The following is a 23969-nucleotide window of genomic DNA, read 5'->3' on the forward strand; positions in this document are numbered from 1 at the left end:
ACCTTCGTTATAGATTTGTGACGAAATCAGAATTCTTTCAATCTTAAAGGAGAGACATGTTCACCTTGTCCTTGACCAAGGTACAGACGGTGTCTCAGCGCGTCCTCGCGGTCCTCGTGGCCATCGTGGTCGCCTGCGGCCTCGCCGCCGTCGCCGCCCCGCGCGCCTCAGCTGCCCCGCGCGACTTCCTGCGTGCGGACGCAACCGGTACATGTACGTGGGATCCCGTGGGCTGGTGGGTCCAGCGCTGCGACGTGTGGTCCCCGTCCATGAACCGCACTATTCCGGTGCAGATTCAGCCGGCGAAGCGCGGCGGCAACGCGGCCCTCTACCTGCTCGACGGCCTCCGTGCGACGGATAAGACGAACGCGTGGGTCAACGACGTCAACGCGGCACGTCTCTACGAGCCGAATAACATCACGCTCGTTATGCCGGTGGGCGGCACCGCATCCTTCTACCAAGACTGGCAGGGTCCGGCCACGTATGACGTCATCAACCCGGTCACCTACCAGTGGGAGACCTTCCTCACCTCCGAGCTGCCGGGCTACCTCGAGCGCAACTTCGGCGTGGCACGCAACAACAACTCGATTGCGGGTCTGTCCATGGGCGGCACCGCCGCCATCACGCTGGCCGGCAAGCACCCGGGTCAGTTCCGCCAGGCGCTGAGCTTCTCCGGCTACCTCACCACCTCTCTGCCGGGCGCTCACACCTTCATGCGCATGGCCCTGCTCGATGCGGGCGGCTACAACATCAACGCCATGTACGGTTCTTCGCTCAACCCGCAACGCTTCGAGAATGACCCGTTCAACCAGATCAATGGTCTGCGCAACACGGACGTCTATATCTCGGCCGCCTCGGGTGTTCCGGGCCCCAAGGATAAGTCCATCCCGGCCAACATCCAGGCCGCCGGTATTGCTCTGGAGGGCTTTTCCCTCGCGACCACCCGCCTGTGGGAGGCCAAGGCTCGTGCCATGGGTCTTAACCCCACCGCGGATTACCCGGCCACCGGTGAGCACAACTGGATCAACTTCGGCGATCAGCTCGTGAAGACGCACAAGCGCGTTCTCGACGTCATGAACGCCTGGTAAAACTCCACGCTCTTCGCCCGCGCACCTCGCACCGAGGTGCGCGGGTTTGTGCGTTTTTCCGCGTGTCCTCCCCCACAAAGTCTCAAGTTTTACTTAAGGTAGAGCGCACAATAGACATAGACAGCTTCGCCAGCACCCTGGCTGCCAGTCCGGAGGAGGGGAACCTTCGGAATGTGGCTCGCCGCGGTGCCTCCTCTCCACGCCTCGTACCGGGCGTGGTGGGGAATACTCGTGACCTCGCCGCCACTTCAGAGATTTTTAAAGGACTTTCATGCGCACACCATCTCGCTTCCCCTCTCGCACCGCCCAGACGCCGCGCGCACTCCGTCGCGGCATCGCTGCCGCCGCTCTGCCCACCGCCATCGCCGTGGGCGTGGCCCTGCTGCCGGGCGCCAACGCACAGTCGTCGCTGCCGAATGGTCTCTCCAGCAACGGCTCGAGCCTCTCGGATGCCTTCGCGCCGTCCAACCCGCCGCAGCGCACTCCGATTTCTACGGAGGATCATCCGAAGATTGAGGGTCTGCCGGAAGGCGTGTCCGTCAACCGCATCGAGTATCTTTCCCCGCGCCACGTTAAGGTGTGGGTGAAGTCCGCCGCCATGCCGGAGCAGGAAGTGGGTGTGCAGATCCTGCTCGCGCGCGATTGGTACTCCCAGCCGGATAAGACCTTCCCGGAGGTCTGGGCGCTCGATGGCCTGCGTGCGCGCGACGATGAGTCCGGCTGGACCATCGAGACCAACATCGAGTCCTTCTACGCGGACAAGAACGTCAACGTTGTCATGCCCATCGGCGGCGAGTCCTCCTTCTACTCGGACTGGCAGAAGCCGGACAACGGCAAGCACTACATGTGGGAGACCTTCCTCACCCAGGAACTCACGCCGATCCTCAAGAACAAGTTCCGCTCCAATGAGCAGCGCGGCGTCATCGGCATCTCCATGGGCGGCACCGCCGCCATGAACCTGGCCGAGCGTCGCCCAGACCTCTTCAAGTTCGTCGGTTCTTTCTCCGGCTACCTGGACACCACCACGCAGGGCATGCCGGAGGCTATCCAGGTCGCGCAGATGGATGCGGGCGGATACACCTCCACCAACATGTGGGGCCCGCACTACTCTCAGGACTGGGTCGACCACGACCCGAAGCTGGGCATCGAGGCTCTCAAGGACATGACCGTCTACGTCTCTGCTGGCTCCGGCAAGGACGACTTCGGCACCCCGGGCTCCGTGGCCAAGGGGCCGGCCAATATGGCGGGCGTCGGCCTCGAAGTGCTCTCGCGCATGTCCACCCAGACCTTCGTGGACTACGCGAAGAAGGCTGGCGTTCCGGTCACCACCAAGTTCCGCCCGTCCGGCATCCACAACTGGGAATACTGGCAGTTCGAGATGGAGCAGGCCTTCCCGTACGTCGCGGACGCCCTGGGTCTGTCTAAGGAAGACCGCGGCGCGGACTGTACCCCGGTGGGCGATATCGCTGCCGCCACCAAGGGCGGCATCATCGGCACCTGCGTCAACAACGAGTACGACGTGGCGGACGGCAAGGGCAAGGCCGAGGACTTCACCGGAGGCACGGCCTACTGGTCCCCGGGCACCGGCGCACAGCCGCTGTTCGGCCGCATCAACGCCCGCTACGCGGAAATCGGCGGCCCGTCCTCCTGGCTGGGCTTCCCCACCTCCGGCGAGCGGAAGACTCCGGACGGCAAGGGCCGCTTCGTTCACTTCGAGCACGGCTCCATCTACTGGACCGCGGAGACCGGCGCGTGGGCCATCCCGGGCGACATGTTCACCGCGTGGGGCGCCGGCGGCTACGAGACGGGCGACCTCAAGTACCCGACCGCAGCTGTGCGCCAGGTCGGCGAGGGTTATGCCCAGGACTTCCAGAACGGCGTCCTCACCCGTAACCCGGACAAGTCCAACTCCGTCGTCCACGGCGCCATCGGCGCGAAGTACAAGGAGCTGAACGGCCCCGAGTCCGCTCTCGGCTTCCCGAAGGGTAACGAGAAGGCTATCAACGGCGGTGCCTTCCAGGAGTTCGAGCACGGCTCCATCTACTGGTCCCCGTCCACTGGTGCACACGTCATCATGTACGGCGACATCTTCAACACCTGGGGCGCCAATGGCTTCGAGCAGGGCGTGTATGGCTGGCCCACCGAGGACTACGCGCAGATCCCAGCCGGCGGTGAGATCCAGAAGTTCCAGCACGGCGAGATAAGCCAGGTCTTCGGCGCTATCCAGGAGAAGAAGAACTAATGCGTGCCCCGCTCGCCGCTGCCGTCCTCGCCGCCGCCGGCCTGCTGGCCGCATGCGGCTCCGCGACGGTGGAACAGGAAACCCCCACCTCCATCGCCCCGCTGGAGACCACCGCGCTTTCCGATGCCCCCTCCTCCGAGTCCGCCGAGGCTTCCGCCTCGGCATCAGGGGCGGCGTCAGCGTCTGAGTCTTCAGCGAGCGCATCCTCCGAGCCGGAGTCTGAGGCCGCGGCCGTCGCCACGGCCCAGGACGAGGGCGCCCGCGCCATCTCCGAGGCTCCCGCGCCTGCACCGCTCGTGGACCGCGACGCGGACTACCTCGCGGCACTCACGCAGTCTGGCATCAACACCGAGGGCGTCGAAGACCAGCTCCTCGGCGTGGGCCAGAACTCCTGCGAGGGCCAGGATTCCGTCACCATCGGCGCTGTCGCCGGCCAGCTCATCGAGCAAGGCCGCACGCAGCTGCCGCACGAGCAGGTCGTGGCGCTCATTACGAATACCGCCATGGCGGCCTACTGTGGCTAATCCACCTGGCTAATCTAGCTGCAGTGACAACACTGCAGTACAGAAACGGGGCACAGCCAGCTCCCATGTAGTCCGCATGGGGCTGGCACCTTTCCCCAACGTTGAAGGAGTAGTTCTAAGAAGACTATGAAAAAGGTTGTCACAGTCATCGCTGTCGTCATCGTTCTACTCGTCATCGGTGGGGGAGCGGTCCAATACTTCAACTCGCGTCAGACGGGAACGAGCACGGATAACGCGCTCGATCCTGCCGCCCCGGACAACCCCGAGGGCGAGGACGCGACCACGCCCGAGCAACCGGACTGGTGCCCGGCCTATGAGTTCATCTCTGCCCCTGGCACGTGGGAATCCGCGAAGGACGATAATCCGCTCTCGCCCACGGCCAACCCGCGGTCGTTCATGCTGTCTATTACGAACCCGCTGCAGCAGGCTTATACCCCGGACCACGTCAAGGTGTGGACCCTGCCGTATACCGCGCAGTTTAAAAACATCAACGCGCAGCACGAGATGAGCTATGACGAATCCCGTCAGGAAGGCACCTCGACGCTCGAGGGCGAGCTCAACTACATGCACAGCGAGTGCCCCAACACGCAGTTCATCCTTTCCGGCTTCTCCCAGGGCGCCGTCATCGTGGGCGACATCGCGGACCGCATCGGCGGCGGCAACGGCCCCATCCCAGCCGAAAACGTCGCCGGCGTCGCCGTCATCGCGGATGGTCGCCGCATGCCCGGCGTGGGCATTAACCCGGGCAACCCCGTGGACGGCATCGGCGCGGAGGTCGCCCTCCTGCCGGTCAATTCGCTTATCCAGGCCGTCGTCCCCGGCGCCACCATGCGCGGCGAGCGCGCCAACGGCTTCGGTTCGCTCGCGGACCGCACGTATCAAATCTGTGCCCCGGATGACTCGGTGTGTGATGCCCCGCGCGATATTGGCAACGGCATTGACCGCGCGGCCGCCCTCATCGCTGCCAACGGCGTCCACGCCATGTACGCCTCGAACCCCAACGTCATTCCGGGCACGACGGCGAATGCCTGGGTCGTGGACTGGGCGCGCGGCATCATCGACGCCGCATAAGCGCACCGCAGCGCTTAACTATCCTCGCGTGGTGTTGCTGACGCCGCGCGTCTCTGTGCTATATTTTGCAGTCAAAACAAAACTACATCGAAAGTAAAGGAACCCCCATGGATCTTGCCAAGATGTTTGCCAAGTTCTTCGACGAAAACGGCCAGATCGTCCTGCCGCCGCAGCTGACCCTGCCGGGCCTGGCCGAATTGCTCTACGCCCAAGAACAGGCTGCCGGCGCGGACCTGGACCGCCCCATCCTGCGTCAGTGGGATTACAGCGAATCCCGCGAGGGTACCCCGCGCGAGGTCTCCCGCCGCGAATTCAACACTCGCGTCAAGGCCGTCGCGGCCCGCCTGCAGCAGGTGGGCGGTATTGGCGACCGTGTCGCCGTCCTCGCCGGCAACTCCCCGGAGTACATCTTTGGCTTCCTCGGCGCGATGTACGCGGGCATGATCCCGCTGCCGCTCTACGACCCCAACGAGCCGGGCCACACCGCACACCTCAACGCCGTCTTCGGTGACTCCAACCCGAAGATCGTGCTCACCAACAACGTGTCTGCCGCCGCGGTGCGCAAGCACTTCGCAGACCTCCCCGCCAAGGAGCGCCCGCGCGTCATTGTCGTCGATACGCTGCCGGATAATCTGGCGGAGAGCTTCGTCAACCCCGCGGAGACCCCGCAGGGCAAGGCCATTGCCGCCAACTCCACTGTGGCCCCCATCGATATGCCGGCCTTCCTGCAGTACACCTCCGGTTCCACCCGCACCCCGGCGGGCGTGCAGCTCACCAACCGTTCCATCCTCACGAACGTGCTGCAGATCTTCACCAGCGTGCAGATCAAGATGCCGCCGCGCGTCGTCTCGTGGCTGCCCATGCACCACGACATGGGTATCATCCTCGCCGTCTTCGTTACGATCCTCGGCTTCAACTTCGAGATCATGACCCCGCGCGACTTCGTTCAGCACCCGAAGCGCTGGATCAACCAGATCAAGCGCCAGCCGGTCGACGACAACCTTGCGGGTACCTACGCTGTTGTCCCCAACTTCGCGCTCGAGCTCTCCGCACGCTACGGTGCCCCGGAGGAGGGCGAGGAGCTCGACTTCTCCAACATCGACGGCATCATCATCGGCTCCGAGCCGGTCACCGAGTCTGCCGTGAACTCCTTCTGGGAGACCTTCGGTAAGCCCGAGTACAAGATGCGCCGCGACGTCCTGCGTCCGTCCTACGGCCTGGCTGAGGCCTCGCTTATCGTCGCGACCCCGCAAACCCCCAACCGCCCGATCATCGCGCACTTCGACCGCGATGCCCTGGCTGAGGGCAAGGGCGTCATCGTTGATAAGTCCGAGACCACCGTGGCGTTTGCCTCCAACGGTCAGGGTGTGCCCGCGCAGTATCTCACTCTCGTCGATCCGGAGACCCGCACTGAGGTCGAAGACGGCGTCATCGCTGAGATTTGGCTCCACGGCCGCAATATGGCGTCCGGTTACCTGGGGCGCGACAGCGAGTCTGACGCCACCTTCCGCAACACCCTCGCCGGCCGCCTGCCGGAGGGCTCCCGCGTGGACGGCGCCCCGGATGATGACAAGTGGATGGCCACCGGCGACCTCGCCACCATCATCGATGGCGAGCTCTACATCACCGGCCGCCTCAAGGACCTCATCGTCATCGCGGGCCGCAACCACTACCCGCAGGACATCGAGGCCACCGTCCAGGAAGCCTCCGAGCGTGTCCGTCCGGACTCCGTCGCTGCCTTCTCCGTGGAGGGCGACAACACCGAGTCCCTCGTCATCCTCGTCGAGCGCCCCGACGGTGTCACGGCTGACGATGCCGCCGATGCCGAGGCCACCGAGGTCATCCGCGGTGCCGTGACGAAGAACCACGGCGTCACCCCGGACCAGGTCGTCTTCTTCAACGCTGGCGAGATCAACCGCACCTCGTCCGGCAAGATCGCCCGCCGCGTGGCGAAGAAGCATTTCGTCGAGGCATAAGCACGTAACGCTACTGCCCATCACACCGAGCCCCAGCCATTTATGGCTGCGGCTCGGTGCGAGCATTTTTCGCGTGGGTGACCGTGATAGAGCGCGGCTTCGCGCGTTCGGGCCGACCGCGGGAGTTCCTCACGTATCGCGCCGCGGCCGCATTCAAGCGGCGGGCGAAGGGCAGAAATGGGGCATGCTGGTGGCGATCTTAAGGCGTGTTTTCCCAGTACATGGGGCATAAATGCATGTCGCAATTCGGCAGAGACCTAACAAAGTGAGACAATGGGGCGATATTTCTTGTTATGAGGGCGCGCCGGAAGGCGCTGCGCCGGCAAGTAACACCCGCCATAGAAAGACTGATGACTTTTATGACCGTTGAAGAACTACGCGTCTGGCTGCGCAATTGGGTGGTTGAGACCACCGGCGTCGAGCCTGAGGAAGTGACGGACACCAAGCCCCTAGAAAACTTCGGGCTGTCCTCCCGCGACGCGGTCGTGCTCTCCGGCGAGCTGGAAAACCTGCTGGGCACGCACCTCGACGCGACCGTGGCTTACGAATACCCCACCATCGCGCAGCTCGCGGACCGCCTTATCAATGGCCCCGCAGATCCGCAGTCGCTGCGGTCGCAAGCGCCCGCAGGTGGTGACGCCGCACCCGCCCGCAAGGCTGATGAGCACGACATCGCAATCATCGGCATGGCCGGTCGTTTCCCGGGCGCCAATGACGTTGCGGAGTTCTGGCAGATGCTTACCGAGTACCGCACTGGCACGGGCCCGCTTCCCATGGGCCGCTGGAGCGAATACACGGCAGACCCGGTGATCTCCGCGAAGCTGGAAACCGAGAACACCACCGGTGGTTATATCGAGGACATTGCGGGCTTCGACCCGGAGTTCTTTGGTCTCAGCCCGCTCGAGGCCACCAATATGGACCCGCAGCAGCGCATCATCCTCGAGCTGGCCTGGGAGGCCCTCGAAGACGCCGGCGTCCCCGCCAACGAGCTGCGCGGCACCGCCACGGGCGTCTACATCGGCTCCACCAACAATGACTACGGCATGCTGCTCGCCGCCGACCCGGCGGAGATGCACCCGTATGCGCTCACCGGTACGTCCTCGGCCGTCATCCCGAACCGTGTGTCCTACGCGCTGGACCTGCGCGGCCCGTCCATCAACGTCGACACCGCGTGCTCCACCTCGCTCGTCGCCATCCACCAGGCTGTCCGTGACCTGCGCACGGGTGCTGCCGATGCCGCCCTCGCCGGCGGCGTCAATATCCTCGCGGCTCCTTATGCGTCGCTGGGCTTCAGCGAGCTGGGCGTCATCTCGCCCACGGGAAATATCCACGCGTTCTCGGATGACGCGGATGGCATCGTGCGCTCGGACGCCGCCGGCCTCGTCGTGCTCAAGCGTCTCTCCGACGCCCAGGCCGCAGGCGATAACATCCTCGGCGTCATCCGCGGCTCCGCCGTGAACTCGGATGGCCACTCCAACGGCATCACCGCGCCGAACCCCGAGGCCCAAGTCGACGTCCTGCGCCGCGCCTACGCCGACGCTGGCATCGACCCGCGCACCGTCGACTACGTAGAGGCGCACGGCACCGGCACCATCCTCGGTGACCCCATCGAGGCCTCCGCGCTCGGCCGCGTCATCGGCCACGGCCGCGACGTCGCAAGCCCCATGCTGCTCGGCTCCGCGAAGTCGAATATCGGCCACTCCGAAGCCGCCGCCGGCGTCGTGGGTCTTATCAAGGTCCTCTCCGCCATGCGCGCCAACGAGCTGCCGGGCCAGGTCAACTTCACCGAGCCCAACCACTACGTCGACTTCGACGCCGAGCACCTCGAGGTTGTCGCCGACACCCGCGAGTGGCCGGAGTACTCCGGCCGCAAGGTCGCGGGCGTCTCCGGCTTCGGCTTCGGTGGCACCAATGCCCACCTCGTCCTCACGGACTACCGTCCGGATCTTGACGGTGAGACCACCCGCCGCCCGGCCCAGGTGCGCCTTGAGGAGAAGCCCGCCGTCGACGAGGACCACCCGGCCGTCGTGCCGTCCTTCTCTCTGGCCGTCTCCGGCCTCCTGCCGTCGCGCCGCAAGGCGCTGGCCGCCCAGCTCGCGGACTTCATCGAGGAGACCCACCCGGATCTCTTCGACGTCGCCCGCGTTCTCGCCGGCCGCAACCACGCGCGCTCCCGCGCCGTCGTTACCGCCACGAACGAGGAAGATGCGGTGCGCCGCCTGCGCCAGGTTGCCGAGGGCAAGGTCTCCGTGGGCATTTCTTCGGCCGACGCGCCAGCGTCGGCCGGTCCCGTCTTCGTCTACTCCGGCTTCGGCTCCCAGCACCGCAAGATGGTCAAGGACTTCCTCGAGGTCTCTCCGTTCTTCGCTGAGCGCCTCGCCGAGCTCGACAAGATCGTGGACTTTGAGTCCGGCTGGTCCATCCTCGACATCGTCCGCGACGACTCGCAGACCTACAACACGGAGACGGGCCAGGTCGCTGTTACCGCCATCCAGATCGCGCTCACGGATCTCCTCGCGCACTTCGGCGCCCGCCCGTCCGCCGTCATGGGCATGTCCATGGGCGAGATCGCCGCGGCCTACGCCGCCGGCGGTATCTCCGCCGAGGACGCCATGCTCATCGCGTGCCACCGCGCCCGCCTCATGGGTGAGGGCGAGGCCTCGCTCACTGAGGAAACTCAGGGCGCCATGGCCGTCGTCGAACTGTCCGCCGAGGAAATCTTCGCCCTCGGCAACGACATCGAGCCCGCCGTCTACGCCGGCCCCGGCATGAATACTGTCGGTGGCCCGCGTCAGCAGGTCCTCGACCTCGTCGAGCGTCTCGAAGGCGAAGGCAAGTTCGCCCGTGCCCTCAAGGTCAAGGGCGCCGGCCACACCTCCGCCGTCGAGCCGCTCCTCGGCGAGCTCGCCGCAGAGATCGCTGGCATCGAGGCTCGCCCCATCCACACGGCGCTCTACAGCTCCGTGGATAAGGCGGTGCGCTATGAGCCGGGCGCCACGGTCCACACGGACGAGTACTGGCTCCACATGACGCGCCAGGCCGTCTACTTCCAGGACGCCACGGAGCAGGCGCTCGCCCACGGCCACACCCAGCTCGTGGAAATCTCTCCGAACCCTGTCGCGCTCATGGGCATGATGAACACCGCGTTTACCGTGGGCAAGGCCGATGCCCAGCTGCTCTACGTCTTCAAACGCAAGATCGACGAGTCCGCCTCGCTGCTCGACCTCCTGGCCAAGCTCTATGTCGCGGGCGCGCCCATCGACTACCGTGCAGTCTTTGGCGATCTTTCCGCTGCTTCCGCCAACGCGGCAGCGCCGGCGGTGCCGCATACGCAGTTCAAGCGTCAGCACCTGTGGACCAATGCTCGCCCGGCGTCGGGCGTGTCGGGTCTGCCCGGCGCCCGCGTCACGCTGCCCACCGGCCAGATTGCCTTCGGCACGAACGCGGACCAGGCGCCGAGCGTCCTCGCGCTGCTCGAGTCCGCCGCCGAGGCTGTTGAGCCCGGCGCCCAGCTCGCCGCCGTTGAGGAGCACGCCGACCTTCCGCCGGCGGGTGACATCACGGTGACGGTCGACCGCTCCCTGGGCGGTCTCTCCGTTGCCGCGTACCTCGCCACGGACGGTTCGCTGCTTGCCGAGGGCTTTGCCTCCACGCTGCAGCTTTCCGATGCCCCCACGCTCCAAGGCGTCCAGGCGCCTTCCGCTTCGACGTCTGCGGCGCCAGCCGCCGATGAGCTCGCTGACATCGAGGCCGTGCGCTGGGATCCGTCCCAGGAATCTGTCGAGGAGCACCTCGCCCTCATCGTTTCTGAGTCCATGGGCTACGACGTCTCGGACCTGCCGCGCGAGCTGCCGCTCATTGACCTGGGGCTTGATTCGCTCATGGGCATGCGCATTAAGAACCGCGTGGAAAACGACTTCCAGATTCCGCCGATCCCGGTCCAGGCCCTGCGTGACGCGTCGCTCGCCGACGTCATCGCCATGGTCGAAGAAGCTGTCCAGACCGGCGAGACCCCGTCTGAAACCCCGGCCGCGGCGGGTGCTGCAGCCGACGCTGAGGATGACGCGGCATCGGAAAGCCCGGCCCCGCAGACCTCCAGCGAGGACGCCCCGGCGGGCGCCGTCGATGCGGAAGGCGTCGGCGTCGCCCCGCGCGACGCCTCCGAGCGCCTGGTCTTCGGTACCTGGGCCACGTTCACAGGTAAGGCCGCCGCAGGCGTGACCTCCACGCTGCCGGCTATCTCGGACGAGGTGGCGCAGCAGATCGCCGAGCGCCTTACCGAGCGCGCCGGGATTGAGGTCACCGCAGGGCAGGTCAAGGAAGCCCAGACCCTCGAGCCGCTCGCTGATCGCGTCCGCGAGGGCCTGGAGACTGAGGTCGAAGGCAACGTGCGCGTGCTGCGCGAGGCCGATGGCCCCGCCGTGTTCATGTTCCACCCGGCCGGCGGCACGACCGTCGTTTATCAGCCGCTCACTCGCCGCCTGCCGGACGACGTCGCCGTCTACGGCATCGAGCGCGTCGAAGGCTCCATCGAGGAGCGCGCCGAGTCGTACCTCGATGACATCATCACGTACGCACGCGGCCGTACGATCGTCCTCGGTGGCTGGTCCTTCGGTGGCGCACTGGCTTACGAGGTAGCCGCGCAGCTGGGCAAGCGCCGCGCCGCCGGCGAGGACGTCCCTGAGGTGGGCTTCATTGCGCTGCTCGATACGACGCAGCCGGCTCACCCGGCTCCGGATACCCTCGAGGAGACCAAGGCCCGCTGGGGTCGCTACGCGGCGTTCGCGAAGAAGACCTACGACCTGGACTTCCCGGTGCCGTACGACCTTATCGAGACCGTCGGCGAGGACGCCGTCATGGCGATGCTCGCGGAGTTCCTCTCCACGACCGATGCCTCTGAGCACGGCCTCGCCGCCGGCGTCCTCGAACATCAGCGTGCGTCCTTCGTGGACAACCAGATTCTGGCGAAGATCGACTTCCAGCGTTGGGCTGAGGTCGACGTCCCCGTCCTGCTCTTCCGCTCTGAGCGCATGCACGACGGCGCCATCGAGCTCGAACCTGCCTACGCGGAGATCGCTCCGGATGGCGGCTGGGGCCAGATTGTGAAGAACCTGGAGATCGTCCAGCTTCCGGGCGACCACCTCGCTGTGCCGGATGAGCCGGCCATCGGCATCGTGGGCAAGCACATGCAGCAGTGGATTGAAGAGAAGCTCTCTTAAATTCTCCGCACTGAGCGCGGCTCGGCTTCGGCTGAGCCGCGTGCGACGTTTTCTCCTCCCACAGGGGGAGTTATCATTGAGGACTGACATGTCGGCGGCTGCCTTCACGGCGACCGCGCGATAAACCAAGACACCGAGGAGTTCATTCGTGACAACCACGGCTGAGAAGCTAGCCGATCTGCGCGCGCGGCTTGAGAAGGCGCAGGATCCCGGATCCGAGCGTTCGCGTCAGCGCCGCGACGAGGCCGGCCGGTCCACGCCGCGCCAGCGCATTAACGCGCTGCTCGACGAGGGCTCTTTCGTGGAAATCGGCGCCCTGGGCAAGACCCCGGGCGACCCGGACGCCATCTACTCGGATGGTGTGGTGACGGGCTACGGGCGCATCTCCGGCCGTCCGGTGTGCATCTACGCGCACGATAAGACGGTCTACGGCGGTTCCGTGGGTGTGACCTTCGGCCAGAAGGTCACTGAGGTCATGGATATGGCCATCAAGATTGGCTGCCCAGTTATCGGTATTCAGGACTCCGGCGGCGCCCGCATTCAGGACGCGGTGACCTCGCTGGCCATGTACTCCGAGATCGCCCGCCGCCAGATGCCTTTGAGCGGCCGCAGCCCGCAGATCTCCATCATGATGGGCAAGTCCGCCGGCGGCGCCGTGTACGCACCCGTGACGACCGACTTCGTCATTGCCGTGGACGGCGAGGCCGAAATGTACGTCACCGGTCCCAATGTCATCCGTGAGGTCACCGGCGAGGACATCACCTCCGCGGACCTGGGCTCCGCGCGCCAGCAGGAGCTCAACGGCAACGTCCAGGCCGTCGTCAGCTCCGAGGAGGAGGCCTTCGACTTCGTCCGCGACCTGCTCGACCACCTGCCGCTCACCTGCTTCGACCCGGCCCCAGAGTTCCCGGCGCCGTCCGACGCGGAGCTTGACGATGCCGCCTTGGACTCGTTCATGCCCGACGACACCAACGCCGGCTATGACATGACCGAGCTGCTTCCGCTGCTGGGCGACGATGAGGACATCATCGAGCTGCAGCCCAACTTCGCGCCGAATATGATTACGGCCTTCGGCCGTATCGACGGTAAGACCGTGGGTTTTGTGGCGAATAACCCGATGTTCAACGCGGGCTGCATCGACGCCGATGCCGCCGATAAGGGCGCGCGCTTCATCCGCATCTGCGATGCGTATAACATCCCGCTCGTCTTCGTCGTCGACACCCCGGGCTACCTGCCGGGCGTGGAGCAGGAGAAGGCCGGTCTTATCCACCGCGGTGCGAAGTTCGCCTTCGCCGTCGTCGAGGCGACCGTCCCGAAGGTTTCGCTCATCGTGCGCAAGGCTTACGGCGGAGCCTATGCCGTCATGGGCTCGAAGAACCTCACTGGTGACATCAACCTGGCGTGGCCGACCGCGCAGATTGCCGTCATGGGTTCCGCCGCTGCCGTCGTCATGATCGCCGGCAAGCAGCTCGCCGCCGCCGAGACCCCGGAGCAGCGCGCCGCGACGAAGAAGATGTTCATGGACTTCTACGACGAGACCATGACCGCGCCCTACGTTGCTGCGGAGCGTGGCTACCTCGATGCCATGGTCAATCCCTCCGAGTCCCGTCTGGCCCTGCGCCGTGCGCTGCGCCAGCTCGCCGACAAGGATGTCCACGACCTGCCGAAGAAGCACACGATTTCGCCGATGTAGCACTTGCTGGTCTCGACGCGATAGACTCAACGAGACATTTTTCAAAAAATAGGAGGCCGGCATTATGCTCAGCAGCGTTCTCGACCTGTCGGGAGACATCATCAACTACATCATCATGGCGGTCAACCAGCTGATTGCCGCGGTTAGCCCGCGCTAGAAGTTGCGACGCGTCTCGCCTCTCTGTATTCCCGGTCCACGGTGTTATCTCGCGGGCCGGGTTTCTCATGTGGTGAGCACACTCGTGGTTCGTTACCTCGTTGCTATCAAACTGTGAAGGTTTTGACAGGTTTAAATCATGCTTATTGCAGAAGATTGTGCCATAATAGAGTCATGCGTTTGAGAGAGGCGCATGAGAGATAGAGAGAACCCCTCCTCCCGAGGGGCGAGCGGCCTGAGAAACCACTCGGAGTCGGGAGATTTGAGAGAGACCATCGGCCCCCAGGAAACTGGGGGCCGATGGTATTTTTCTTCAGCCCCTGATGCCCGTCGTGCTTAACTGGAAACCATGGAACTTTCCGCAGCCCTCGGCCTGGCCACCTCGGCGGGCCTGAACGCCTATATTCCTCTGCTCATCTACGGCGTGCTCGCGCGCTACACCGATTGGGTAAACCTGCCGGAGGGGTGGACGTGGCTTTCGGACCCGATTCTGCTCATCATCATTGGCGTGCTGCTCGCCATCGAGATTGTCGCGGACAAGGTGCCGGCGGTCGACTCGGTCAATGACATTATTCAGACGCTCGTGCGTCCGACCTCGGGCGGGCTTATGTTTGCCTCGGCGTTCGGGGATCAGACGGTGGGTGACTCCAGCGTGTGGTCGGAGCCGAAGACGTGGATTCTGCTCGTCGTTGGCTTTGGCGTTGCGTTGGCCATGCACCTGCTCAAAACGACAACGCGGCCCGTCGTGAACACCACCACCGTGGGCGTGGGTGCCCCGGTGGTCTCCACGGCGGAGGATGTGTTCTCGGCGGGCCTGGCGGCATCGGCAGTCTTTGCGCCAGCGCTGGTGCTCGTGCTGATTGCTATCGTCGTGGCGCCTGCTGCTTGGCTAATCTGGCGTTTCGGCGCATCGCGACGACGCGCCAAGCAAACATCAGAATAAAGCTCATCACGGACGCCACGATGAGGAAGCTGTAGTGGGGCATGCGCCCGTTGACCACGGTCCACAGGATCATGCCGATGATAATGGCGCTGGGCCAGACGATGATGCCCTCGCCGTAGTGGTTGCGGGGCTTGACCAACGTGACAATGCCCCAGCCCACGAGCGCGCCCACGGCCCACGGCCAGAACGCGTCGATGGCGCCCAGGAACGTGAACGGCGGGTGCGCCGCGCGGGCGAAGAGCGCAAAGAGGACGAGGGCAGCGATATCAAGAAGCGGTGCTGTGCGCACTGGAATCCTTTCCATTGAGGGCCTGATAGGTAAGGCCCTGGCGAGCGTAATGCCAGAAGTAGATAACCCAGCCAATGATAGTAACCAGGGCAAAGGAAATCAGGCGGTAGATGAGCGCGGCGGAGGTCGCGCCCACGGCCGTCATGCCCGTGGCCACGAGTGGGCCGATGATGGCGGCCTCGACCGTGCCCAGGCCGCCGGGGGTGACCTGCGCGGAGCCAGCAAGTTTGGCGGTGAGGAAGGCGAGCGCGACGCCCGCCATCGTGGTGGCGTTCTCACCGGCGCGCAGCCACGGCATTTCACCGGTGACGGCCCACACGGCCGCCCACAGCGCGAGCAGGTCGAGCAGGCGATGGACGAGCGAGGCGCCCGAGACAATCCCGAAGGCCCAGCGCGACAGGTGCACCTCGCCCAAGTGGTCGACCTCCGCGCGCAGGCGTGCGAGCTTGGGATGGCCGAGCCACTTCTTGAGGGTCTCAGGGTGCTCCGTGAGCCAGAAGATGCCGCCCGTCGCCGCGGCCATGAGCGTCACGGTGAGGATGAGCGAGCCCAACGCCATATCTGCGTTGAGGAAGAACACACCTGCGATGCCGATGAGCGCGAGCCACATCGTAGAGATCGCGGAGGACAGGAAGAAGAAGTAGCTGCACAAGGCTACCGATGCCCCCCAGCCGCGCTGCACCTGAAAAGTCAGGATTGCAGAGAAGGCGGGCCCGCCCGGCAGCGTCGTGGACCAGGCGTTGGAGGCCATGGAAATCGCGAAGGCCTCCCGCAGCGGAACGTGTACGCCGCCTGCTCCGATGAGTCGGCGCATGACCTCACTCATCGAGGCCACTGCGCCTAGCGCGAAGACGACCACGAGCACCACGGGCAGCAGCTCCGCGTGCCGCAGGCTGCGCAGGCCGTCGCCGATGAAGTCGAGCTGGTCCCTAAAGAACCAGCCCAGCGCCGCAAGCGCGACGAGCGAGACTATCCACGTAATCCACTTGCGGTTCATTCTTTTTCCAAACGTTTCACCAGCTCGCTGAAGGGCACAAGCTCCGAATCGGTGTCCGCGGTGCGGCGGCCGCGGTAGGGGCCTTCCGGTTCCTCCATGCCTGCCGTCTCGGCAGCGGGCGCGGCGGGGGAGGGGGCATCGGCAAGCTGGGCGTGGCCCATGCGGGTGTAGGCGCGCTGGATAAACCGCGGGGCCCACCAGTTGTCCTCGCGCAGGAGGTGCATGACGGCGGGGACGAGGAGCATGCGCACGACGGTTGCGTCGAGGAAGAGCGCGAAGATCATGCCGAAGGCGATGTACTTCATCATCACGATATCGGAGAAGCCGAAGGCGGCGGCGACGACGATCATGATGAGCGCGGCGGCGGTGATGATGCCGCCGGTGTGCGCGGTGCCCTTGGCGATGGCCTCGTCGGTGGAATCGCCTGCGCGGCGGGCCTCGACCATGCGGGAGACGAGGAAGACCTCGTAATCCGTGGAGAGGCCGTAGACGATGGCGATGATGAGGACGAGGACCGGCGACATGAGCGGGCCCGGCGTGAAGCTGAGCAGGCCCGAGCCCGCGCCGAGGACAAACATGCCGGTGAGAATGCCCAGCGTGGCGCCGGCGGTGAGCACTGTCATGATGACGGCCTTGGCCGGCAGGACGAGCGAGCCGAAGACGAGCGCCATGAGGATGAACGTCGTCGCCACGATGTAGAGAGCCATCCAAGGGAGCTTGTGGATGAGGGCATCGAGGGACTCGACTTCCATGGCGGGTGTGCCGCCGACGTAGAGTTCGACGCCCTCCGGAGCCTCGATGTTTTCGAGCTCGTGGACGATGCGCGTGTAGTCCGCGCGGTCCTGGATGCCGGCGGAGAGCACCGTCGTGCCGTCCACGGTGGAGGTGGACGGCGTCATGGGCTCCGTGAGGCCCTGGAGGCCGCGGACCTGCATGTAGACGTCCACGAGCTGCTGGTTGCTCTCCGCGCCAGTGACGACGAGCTTGACCGGCTCCGTGCGGAAGCCCGGGAACTCCTCGTTGAAGCGGTCCTGCGCGACGCGGGTCTGCTGCGTAGGCGGCAGGTAGGTTTCGTTGATACCGCCGAAGGTCATGGCGAGCGTGGGCAGCGTGAGCGCGATGAGCAGCCCGGCGATGCCCACGGTGACCCACGTGGCGCGCTTCATTGCGAGCTTGGGCAGCCTGTACCACCAGGAGTCTTCAAGCGTTCTCGCTTTCCGGCTTGTGCGGCGCACGGTCCACTTGTCGATGTTCTTACCGAGAAGGCCGAAGAGCGCGGGCAGCACCGTGACCGAGAGGAGCGCGGCGAGGCCCACGGCGGAAATCGCGCCGTAGGCGACGGACTTGAGGAAGGCCTGCGGGAAGATGAAGAGCCCGGAGAGCGCGAAAGCGACCATGAGGGCGGAGAAAACCACGGTCTGGCCGGCGGTCGCGGTGGTGCGGGCGACGGCGTCCTGGGTCTCGCGGCCGGCGTCGAGCTCCTCGCGGAAGCGGGAGACCATGAACAGGCCGTAGTCGATGGCCAGGCCCAGGCCCAGCAGCGTGACGACGGCCTGGGCAAACGTATTGACCTGGAGGAAGCCCGCGAGCACCGAGAGGATGCCCAGTGAGCCCAGGATGGATAGGCCGCCCACGACGAGCGGCATGAATGCCGCGACGACGGACCCAAAGACCACGAGCAGCAACAGGCCGACCAGCGGCAGGGCGGCCTTCTCGGCGCGCGCAATGTCGTTGGCCATGCCGTCATCGAGCGCGTCCGCGACGGCGGTGGCGCCGGCGACCTGGACGGGCAGCTCCGTGTCGTAGAGGGAGTCCTCGATGGCGCGGTAGTCCTTGAGCGTCTGCTCCCCGTCGCCCTTCAATCCAATGGCGGCGAAGGCGACGTTGCTCTCCGCGTTCTTGAGCTTCGGGTTGCGCGAGTCGAAGTAGCTCGTGACGTGGTCGATCTGGTCCGGGTACTGCTCCTTGAGCCCCTCGATATAGGACTTGGCGGCGTCGAAGTTCTTATCGGGATCGTCGATGAGCAGGATGACGTCGCCGTTGTTATCGCGGCCGAACGTGTCCTGCTCGATCTTTGCGGCAGCCGTGGACGCCGAGTTCGGATCGTCCCAGCCCTCCTGGCTCATCCGGTCGCCCAGTTGGGTGCCGAAGACGCCAAAGAGTACGAGGATGGCCGCCACGATGAGCAATGGCACGACCTTGCGGTGCTTATAGGAAAATAGGCCCCAGGAATAAAACACGCGACCTCCTTATTTAAGCAACGCGGCAAGCGGGCGGAACGGCTGGAGCCACGCGCCGCCCTCCGGCAGGTTGTCCAGGTTGACGCGCGGCAGCGGCTCGCGGAACGAGCCCTCGATGTCCTCGAGATCCACGAACTCGAAATGCGCCACCTCGCCTGCTGCATGCAGCGCCCAGTTGGCGTGTTCGCGGAAGCCGAGCACCGTGACGGCTACGCCCGTGTGGGCGAGTTCGCGCAGGAGCGGCTCGAAGTTCTGGCCGTCCGCGCTCGCGACGACGACGCCGGCGAGCTGGCCCCGGTTGGCCTGGATGTGGTCAATCATGTCCGGGTCGACGTCCGAGTCCTCCGTGAGCTTCGGCTTGGCGAAGACGCCAAAGCCGACGTTGCGGATGGCTTCGACCCAGCTGCGGATGGCATCGGCATTGCCGGGCGTGACGTTGGTGAAGACTCCTGCCTCAGGGTCGGCGCCCACGGCCTGGGCCTGCTCCACGAGCCAGCGGCCGATGACGTCGAAACGCGGCCGGTGCGCGGCATCTGGGCGGTGGCCCAGGATGGCCCCCAGGCCCATGTCCATATTGGGCGCGTCCCACACGAGCAGGTACTTCATTTACTTCTTCTCCCAGAGGTATTCCTTGATCACGTGGTCTGCGTCGAGACCCTTGCCCTCAAACTTCGTAATCACCTGGCGGTCCGTGAGCTGCGGGCACTCCGGCCACGGCCAGTCCTTGTACTCCAACTGGGGCTCGACGTTCACGAGCTCATCGATCCACTCGGCGTAGCCCGCGTGGTCCGTCGCGACGTGGAGCACGCCGCCTTTTTTCAGGCGCGAGGCAAACAGATTGAGCGGGCCCGACTGGATAATGCGCCGCTTGTGGTGGCGCGCCTTGGGCCACGGGTCCGGGAAAAACACGCGAATGCCGTCGAGCGACTCCGGCTCCACCATGCGCATGAGAACCTCCATGCCGTCCCCACGGACCATGCGGATGTTTCCGATGCCCCCGCGCACCACCGCGCCCAGCAGCTTGGCCAAGCCCGGCTTATACAGCTCGACGGCAATGACATTGGTGTCCGCTTCGAGCGGGGCCATTGCGGCCGTCGAGGTACCGGTGCCGGAGCCGATCTCCAGGATGGTCTTGGCACCAGTGCGGCCGAACCACTCGTCGATATCGATGCGCTCGTTGGCGAGCTCGCGCCCTAGGCGCGGCCAGTGCTCGTCGAAGAGCGCCTGCTGGTTATCGGTGAGCGTGCCGCGCCGGAACGTGACGTTGCCTAGGCGCGGGTAGTCGAGCTCGTTGCCGAAGGTGGCGTTGAAGTCGGTCTGCATGGGACCGAACTGGCCGCGCTCACGCTCGGTGAGGGCCTGTTCAGGGTTCTGTGGTGTAGTCATCGCACCCTATTGTTCCTGTTTTTAGGTCAAGGACCAATATTGACAGGCATTGCTGTTTCTCTCGTCCGCCCGCGCGGTTATAACCAGGGCGTCGGCGCGCCGAGACTGCGTGCGTGCTTTGTTGGCATCGGGGGCACTGTTCCCCCGTTTGAGGGTGCAGGAGTGTGGCGCATTTCCCACGGCTTCAGGGGTACCCGCGGCGTAAGTTAAGGTGGAAAGTGTGGATATAACCTGTTGGTTTTTGTTTAGCCCACAAAAGTGCTTGTAGCGGCTACTCTGTACTTGCCAACACCTGATGACCCTAGGAGAAGTGAATGACCGCTCAGATTCGTGGCCTCGTTGGAGAAATTCCGACCCAAAATGAACAGCTCATCTCGTGGATTAGCGAGTCTGTCGAGCTTTTCCAGCCGGAGAGCGTGGTCTTCGTGGACGGCTCCCAGGAAGAGGCTGACCGCCTTGCTGCCGAGCTCGTGGAGAAGGGCACTCTGATTAAGCTCAATGAGGAGAAGCGTCCGAACTCCTTCCTCGCGCGCTCCAACCCGTCTGACGTCGCCCGCGTCGAGTCCCGCACCTTCATCTGCACGGAGAAGGAAGAGGACGCCGGCCCGACCAATAACTGGATGGACCCGACCCAGATGAAGGCCGAGATGACCGAGGCCTTCCGTGGCTCCATGAAGGGCCGCACGATGTACGTCGTGCCGTTCTGCATGGGCCCCATCAACGATCCGGAGCCGAAGCTCGGCGTTCAGCTCACTGACTCCGCCTACGTCGTGCTCTCCATGCGCATCATGACCCGCATGGGTAAGGAAGCCCTGGACAAGATCGGTGCCAACGGCAACTTCGTCCACGCGCTCCACTCCGTGGGTGCCCCGCTCGAGCCGGGGCAGGAAGACTCCGTCTGGCCGTGCAACGAGACCAAGTACATCACCCAGTTCCCGGAGACCAAGGAAATCTGGTCCTACGGTTCCGGCTACGGCGGAAACGCCATCCTCGCCAAGAAGTGCTACGCCCTGCGTATCGCTTCCGTCATGGCGAAGGAAGAGGGCTGGATGGCCGAGCACATGCTTATCCTCAAGCTCACCAACCCGGCTGGAAAGTCCTACCACGTTGCCGCTGCCTTCCCGTCTGCCTGCGGTAAGACCAACCTCGCCATGATCACCCCGACCATCCCGGGCTGGTCCGCACAGGTCGTGGGCGACGACATCGCGTGGCTGCACCTGCGCGAAGACGGCCTGTACGCCGTCAACCCGGAGAACGGTTTCTTCGGCGTCGCGCCGGGCACCTCCTACGACTCCAACCCGATCGCGATGAAGACCATGGAGGCCGGCAACACGTTGTTCACCAACGTTGCGCTCACCGATGACGGCGACGTCTGGTGGGAGGGCATGGGCGGCGACACGCCGGAGCACCTCATCGACTGGCTCGGCAACGAGTGGCGTCCGAACGAGGCGACCGGCAAGGCCGCTCACCCGAACTCTCGTTACTGCGTCCCGATTGCTCAGTGCCCAACCGCGGCTCCGGAGTACGACGACTGGAAGGGCGTCAAGATCGACGCGATCCTCTTCGGCGGCCGCCGCGCGAAGACCGTTCCGCTCGTCACCCAGGCTTTCGACTGGAACCACGGCACCATGATCGGCTCTCTGCTTTCCTCCGGCCAGACCGCTGCCGCGGCCGAGGCCAAGGTTGGCTCCCTGCGCCACGACCCGATGGCTATGCTGCCGTTCATCGGCTACAACGTCGGTGACTACCTGCAGCACTGGATCGACATGGGCAAGGAAGGCGGCGACCGCATGCCGTCCATCTTCCTGGTCAACTGGTTCCGCCGCGGCGACGACGGCCGCTTCCTGTGGCCGGGCTTCGGCGAGAACTCCCGCGTCCTCAAGTGGATCGTCGACCGTATCGACGGCAAGGTTGAGGCCACCGAGACCGTCGTGGGCCACACCGCCCGCCCGGAGGACATCGACCTCGCTGGCACGAACGTCCACATGGCCGACGTCAAGGAAGCTCTTGCCGTGAACCCGGCTGACTGGGCCGCCGACATCGAGGACAACGAGGCCTACCTCAAGTTCCTCGGCGACCGCGTCCCGGCTGAGGTTCACGAGCAGTTCGAGGCTCTGAAGAAGCGTCTCGCTGACGCAGGCGTTTAAAAAACGACTGCAGCGCCGCCGACCCGGGCGGCGCTTTCTTTTTCTTGGACGAACCTCAGGGCCTTCGTCGCCGACGCGCGCGGCCGAGCGGTCACGCCCGCAGCACGAGCACCAGATTCGACGTCAAGAACTCGCGCAGCACCGGCACGCGCACGACCCACCACGCCCACCACGGGTGGTAGCGCGGAAAGGCACACCACGACCGGCCGCTCGAGCGAGCCCAGGACAAGCCTTCCCGCGCCGACACGGCGAAGAGCGACTCACCAAACACGTTCTTCGGCGCGTGGCCGTGCACTCGCGTGTAGCGGTCGCGCGCGAACGCGCCGCCCACATAGTGCTGCCACAGCCCGGTCTCGTGCCCGCCGAAGGGCCCGAGCCAGACCGTGTAGCTAATAATCACCAGGCCTCCGGGCTTGGTCACCCGCAGCATCTCGCGCGCCATGTCCCACGGCCGCGGCGTGTGCTCGACAACGTTGGACGAGTACGTCACGTCGAAGGCGCCGTCTGCGAAGGGCAGGTCAGCGCCGTCCCCGCGCACCGCATTCGCCACACGGATGCCGGCCGCAGACATCTCCGAGTGCGAAGGCTCCACGCCGAAGTAGGACGCCCCGCGCGCCGCGAACGCCGAGGCGAAGTAACCCGGCCCGCCGCCCACGTCGAGCACGCGGCCCATCGGCACGCCATGGTCCGCGCAGAGTGCCGCGACCAAAGAAGCGGTGTCGTCAGCTAACCCGCCGTAAAAAAGAGACGGCGCCGTTTGCTCAAAGCGGAACGAGCGCAGCAGCCGCCACGAGCGGCGCAAGGTGGCCAAGGCACGGGTTTTCTTCATAACCCATTAGGCTAGTAGCTCGACATGAGAATTCTTTTACTGTGCTGGCGCGACTCCACCCACCCGCAGGGCGGGGGCTCGGAACGCTACTTGGAGCGCGTGGGCGAGTACCTCGCCGCGCACGGTCACGAGGTTATTTTCCGCACCTCGAAGCACATGAACGGCGCCCGCCGCGAGAAGCGCGACGGCGTGACGTACTCCCGCGCAGGCGGCAAGTTCACCGTCTACCCGTACGCGCTCTTGGCGCTCGCCACGGGGCGGTTCGGCAAGCTTGGCGCTGTCATTGACACTCAGAACGGCATCCCATTCTTCGCCCGCCTGGCCACGCGAAAGCCAGTCGTCCTGCTCACGCACCACTGCCACAAGGCGCAGTGGCCCGTCGCCGGCCCCTTCCTGTCTCGTCTCGGCTGGTTCCTCGAGTCCAAGGTCGCGCCCCGCGTCTACCGCGGCGTGCCCTATGTCACCGTCTCGCGCGGCTCCGCGGCGGACTTGGAGAAGCTCGGCGTCACGGGCATCGAGATCATCGAAAACGGCGTCGACCCTATCCCGGCCCACGTCCCGCGCCTCGAGCGTGAGGCCGGCCTGCACCTTGTTACGCTCTCGCGCCTCGTCCCGCACAAGCAGATCGAGCACGCCATCGACACGGTCGCGGCCGTGCCGGGCTCGGTCCTCGACATCATTGGTAGCGGCTGGTGGGAGGCTCAGCTGCGTGAGTACGTCGAGAAGCACGACCTCACTGACCGCGTGCGCTTCCGCGGCCAGGTCACCGAGGACTACAAGCACGCGCTGCTCGACCGCGCCGATATCCACCTCATGCCCTCCCGCATGGAGGGCTGGGGCCTCGCCGTCATGGAGGCCGCCCAGCATGGCGTGCCCACCATCGGCTACCGCTTTGGTCTGCGCGACTCCGTCCGCGACGGCGAGACCGGCGTGCTCGTCGAGACCCTGCCCGAGCTCATCGCCGCCACCCGCCAGCTTTCCGATGCCCCCTCCCGCCGCGCCGCACTCGGCACCGCCGCCCGCGACTTCGCGGCCGGTTTCTCCTGGGAGTCGACCGGCCGCCGCTTCGAAGAACTTCTGTCTTCGCTGTAAAACGGCATGCCGAAGTGCCCGCCCTTCGGGCGGGTTATCTGGTTTTAGTTGCAGGGCACGTCGGGTCCGAATTCGCG

16 protein-coding genes are annotated in these 23969 nt (G+C 65.3%); 10 read left to right on the forward strand and 6 right to left on the reverse strand.

From position 1 onward, the window contains the following. Positions 1 to 56: 56 nt before the first annotated feature. The 8 genes from HMPREF2559_RS07335 to HMPREF2559_RS07370 all read left to right on the forward strand — a co-directional run bounded on the left by HMPREF2559_RS07335 (position 57) and on the right by HMPREF2559_RS07370 (position 14912). The gene (locus HMPREF2559_RS07335; RefSeq protein ID WP_066493550.1) at positions 57 to 1088 is read left to right on the forward strand and encodes an alpha/beta hydrolase; all 1032 of its coding nucleotides are present in this window, start codon (positions 57 to 59) and stop codon (positions 1086 to 1088) included. 271 nt (positions 1089 to 1359) lie between these two features. Continuing rightward, positions 1360 to 3330, forward strand: a complete 1971-nt coding sequence (locus HMPREF2559_RS07340) for an alpha/beta hydrolase-fold protein (RefSeq protein ID WP_066493551.1) — start codon at positions 1360 to 1362, stop codon at positions 3328 to 3330. Next, entirely contained in the window at positions 3330 to 3854 is a 525-nt protein-coding gene (locus tag HMPREF2559_RS07345; RefSeq protein ID WP_066493552.1) for a DUF732 domain-containing protein, read from the forward strand. The genes HMPREF2559_RS07340 and HMPREF2559_RS07345 overlap by 1 nt, the downstream gene beginning before the upstream one ends. Positions 3855 to 3980: 126 nt before the next feature. Next, positions 3981 to 4925, forward strand: coding sequence for a cutinase family protein (locus tag HMPREF2559_RS07350; RefSeq protein ID WP_066493556.1), 945 nt, complete (start codon positions 3981 to 3983; stop codon positions 4923 to 4925). A 107-nt stretch (positions 4926 to 5032) separates the two neighbouring features. Further along, positions 5033 to 6901, forward strand: coding sequence for a FadD32-like long-chain-fatty-acid--AMP ligase (locus HMPREF2559_RS07355; RefSeq protein WP_066512921.1), 1869 nt, complete (start codon positions 5033 to 5035; stop codon positions 6899 to 6901). Positions 6902 to 7260: 359 nt separating this feature from the next. After that, the gene (gene pks13 / locus HMPREF2559_RS07360) at positions 7261 to 12120 is read left to right on the forward strand and encodes a polyketide synthase Pks13 (protein ID WP_070540136.1); all 4860 of its coding nucleotides are present in this window, start codon (positions 7261 to 7263) and stop codon (positions 12118 to 12120) included. A gap of 148 nt (positions 12121 to 12268) precedes the next feature. Beyond that, positions 12269 to 13813 (forward strand): acyl-CoA carboxylase subunit beta, encoded by a 1545-nt coding sequence (locus HMPREF2559_RS07365; protein ID WP_070540130.1) that lies wholly within the window; start codon positions 12269 to 12271, stop codon positions 13811 to 13813. A 505-nt stretch (positions 13814 to 14318) separates the two neighbouring features. Further along, positions 14319 to 14912 carry a DUF4126 domain-containing protein gene (locus tag HMPREF2559_RS07370; RefSeq protein ID WP_066493569.1) on the forward strand — a complete coding sequence of 198 codons (594 nt, stop codon included), beginning with the start codon at positions 14319 to 14321 and terminating at the stop codon, positions 14910 to 14912. Here HMPREF2559_RS07370 and HMPREF2559_RS12455 read toward each other — a convergent pair. The 5 genes from HMPREF2559_RS12455 to trmB are packed head-to-tail and all read right to left on the reverse strand — an operon-like array spanning position 14833 to position 19824. Beyond that, positions 14833 to 15201 carry a DUF3054 domain-containing protein gene (locus HMPREF2559_RS12455; protein WP_066512916.1) on the reverse strand — a complete coding sequence of 123 codons (369 nt, stop codon included), beginning with the start codon at positions 15199 to 15201 and terminating at the stop codon, positions 14833 to 14835. The genes HMPREF2559_RS07370 and HMPREF2559_RS12455 overlap by 80 nt on opposite strands. Then, on the reverse strand, positions 15179 to 16198 hold the full coding sequence (locus tag HMPREF2559_RS07375; RefSeq protein ID WP_066493571.1) for a lysylphosphatidylglycerol synthase transmembrane domain-containing protein: 1020 nt from the start codon (positions 16196 to 16198) through the stop codon (positions 15179 to 15181). Before HMPREF2559_RS07375 ends, HMPREF2559_RS12455 begins: the two co-directional genes overlap by 23 nt. Next, positions 16195 to 18438 carry an MMPL family transporter gene (locus tag HMPREF2559_RS07380; protein WP_070540133.1) on the reverse strand — a complete coding sequence of 748 codons (2244 nt, stop codon included), beginning with the start codon at positions 18436 to 18438 and terminating at the stop codon, positions 16195 to 16197. The genes HMPREF2559_RS07375 and HMPREF2559_RS07380 overlap by 4 nt, the downstream gene beginning before the upstream one ends. A gap of 9 nt (positions 18439 to 18447) precedes the next feature. Beyond that, on the reverse strand, positions 18448 to 19044 hold the full coding sequence (locus HMPREF2559_RS07385; RefSeq protein ID WP_066493576.1) for an NYN domain-containing protein: 597 nt from the start codon (positions 19042 to 19044) through the stop codon (positions 18448 to 18450). Next, a complete protein-coding gene (trmB, locus tag HMPREF2559_RS07390) occupies positions 19045 to 19824 on the reverse strand; it encodes a tRNA (guanosine(46)-N7)-methyltransferase TrmB (protein ID WP_066493583.1) in 780 nt (259 codons plus the stop codon). Between the two features lie 314 nt (positions 19825 to 20138). Between trmB and HMPREF2559_RS07395 the strand changes: the two genes are divergently transcribed. After that, positions 20139 to 21971 carry a phosphoenolpyruvate carboxykinase (GTP) gene (locus HMPREF2559_RS07395; protein ID WP_066493589.1) on the forward strand — a complete coding sequence of 611 codons (1833 nt, stop codon included), beginning with the start codon at positions 20139 to 20141 and terminating at the stop codon, positions 21969 to 21971. A 91-nt stretch (positions 21972 to 22062) separates the two neighbouring features. Here HMPREF2559_RS07395 and HMPREF2559_RS07400 read toward each other — a convergent pair whose 3' ends face one another. Beyond that, entirely contained in the window at positions 22063 to 22800 is a 738-nt protein-coding gene (locus HMPREF2559_RS07400; RefSeq protein WP_066493595.1) for a class I SAM-dependent methyltransferase, read from the reverse strand. A gap of 24 nt (positions 22801 to 22824) precedes the next feature. Here HMPREF2559_RS07400 and HMPREF2559_RS07405 point away from each other — a divergent pair, with 24 nt between their 5' ends. Then, on the forward strand, positions 22825 to 23892 hold the full coding sequence (locus tag HMPREF2559_RS07405) for a glycosyltransferase family 4 protein (protein WP_066493599.1): 1068 nt from the start codon (positions 22825 to 22827) through the stop codon (positions 23890 to 23892). The last annotated feature ends 77 nt before the right edge of the window (positions 23893 to 23969 follow it).

The organism is Corynebacterium sp. HMSC072G08, assembly GCF_001809185.1.
In the GTDB taxonomy this organism is placed as follows: Bacteria; Actinomycetota; Actinomycetes; order Mycobacteriales; family Mycobacteriaceae; genus Corynebacterium; species Corynebacterium phoceense.

Coding starts and splice junctions, on each gene's coding strand:
- HMPREF2559_RS07335 (WP_066493550.1), top strand. CDS start 57: ATGTTCACCTTGTCCTTGACCAAGGTACAGACGGTGTCTCAGCGCGTC.
- HMPREF2559_RS07340 (WP_066493551.1), top strand. CDS start 1,360: ATGCGCACACCATCTCGCTTCCCCTCTCGCACCGCCCAGACGCCGCGC.
- HMPREF2559_RS07345 (WP_066493552.1), top strand. CDS start 3,330: ATGCGTGCCCCGCTCGCCGCTGCCGTCCTCGCCGCCGCCGGCCTGCTG.
- HMPREF2559_RS07350 (WP_066493556.1), top strand. CDS start 3,981: ATGAAAAAGGTTGTCACAGTCATCGCTGTCGTCATCGTTCTACTCGTC.
- HMPREF2559_RS07355 (WP_066512921.1), top strand. CDS start 5,033: ATGGATCTTGCCAAGATGTTTGCCAAGTTCTTCGACGAAAACGGCCAG.
- pks13 (WP_070540136.1), top strand. CDS start 7,261: ATGACCGTTGAAGAACTACGCGTCTGGCTGCGCAATTGGGTGGTTGAG.
- HMPREF2559_RS07370 (WP_066493569.1), top strand. CDS start 14,319: ATGGAACTTTCCGCAGCCCTCGGCCTGGCCACCTCGGCGGGCCTGAAC.
- HMPREF2559_RS07375 (WP_066493571.1), bottom strand. CDS start 16,198: ATGAACCGCAAGTGGATTACGTGGATAGTCTCGCTCGTCGCGCTTGCG.
- HMPREF2559_RS07385 (WP_066493576.1), bottom strand. CDS start 19,044: ATGAAGTACCTGCTCGTGTGGGACGCGCCCAATATGGACATGGGCCTG.
- trmB (WP_066493583.1), bottom strand. CDS start 19,824: ATGACTACACCACAGAACCCTGAACAGGCCCTCACCGAGCGTGAGCGC.
- HMPREF2559_RS07395 (WP_066493589.1), top strand. CDS start 20,139: ATGACCGCTCAGATTCGTGGCCTCGTTGGAGAAATTCCGACCCAAAAT.
- HMPREF2559_RS07400 (WP_066493595.1), bottom strand. CDS start 22,800: ATGAAGAAAACCCGTGCCTTGGCCACCTTGCGCCGCTCGTGGCGGCTG.
- HMPREF2559_RS07405 (WP_066493599.1), top strand. CDS start 22,825: ATGAGAATTCTTTTACTGTGCTGGCGCGACTCCACCCACCCGCAGGGC.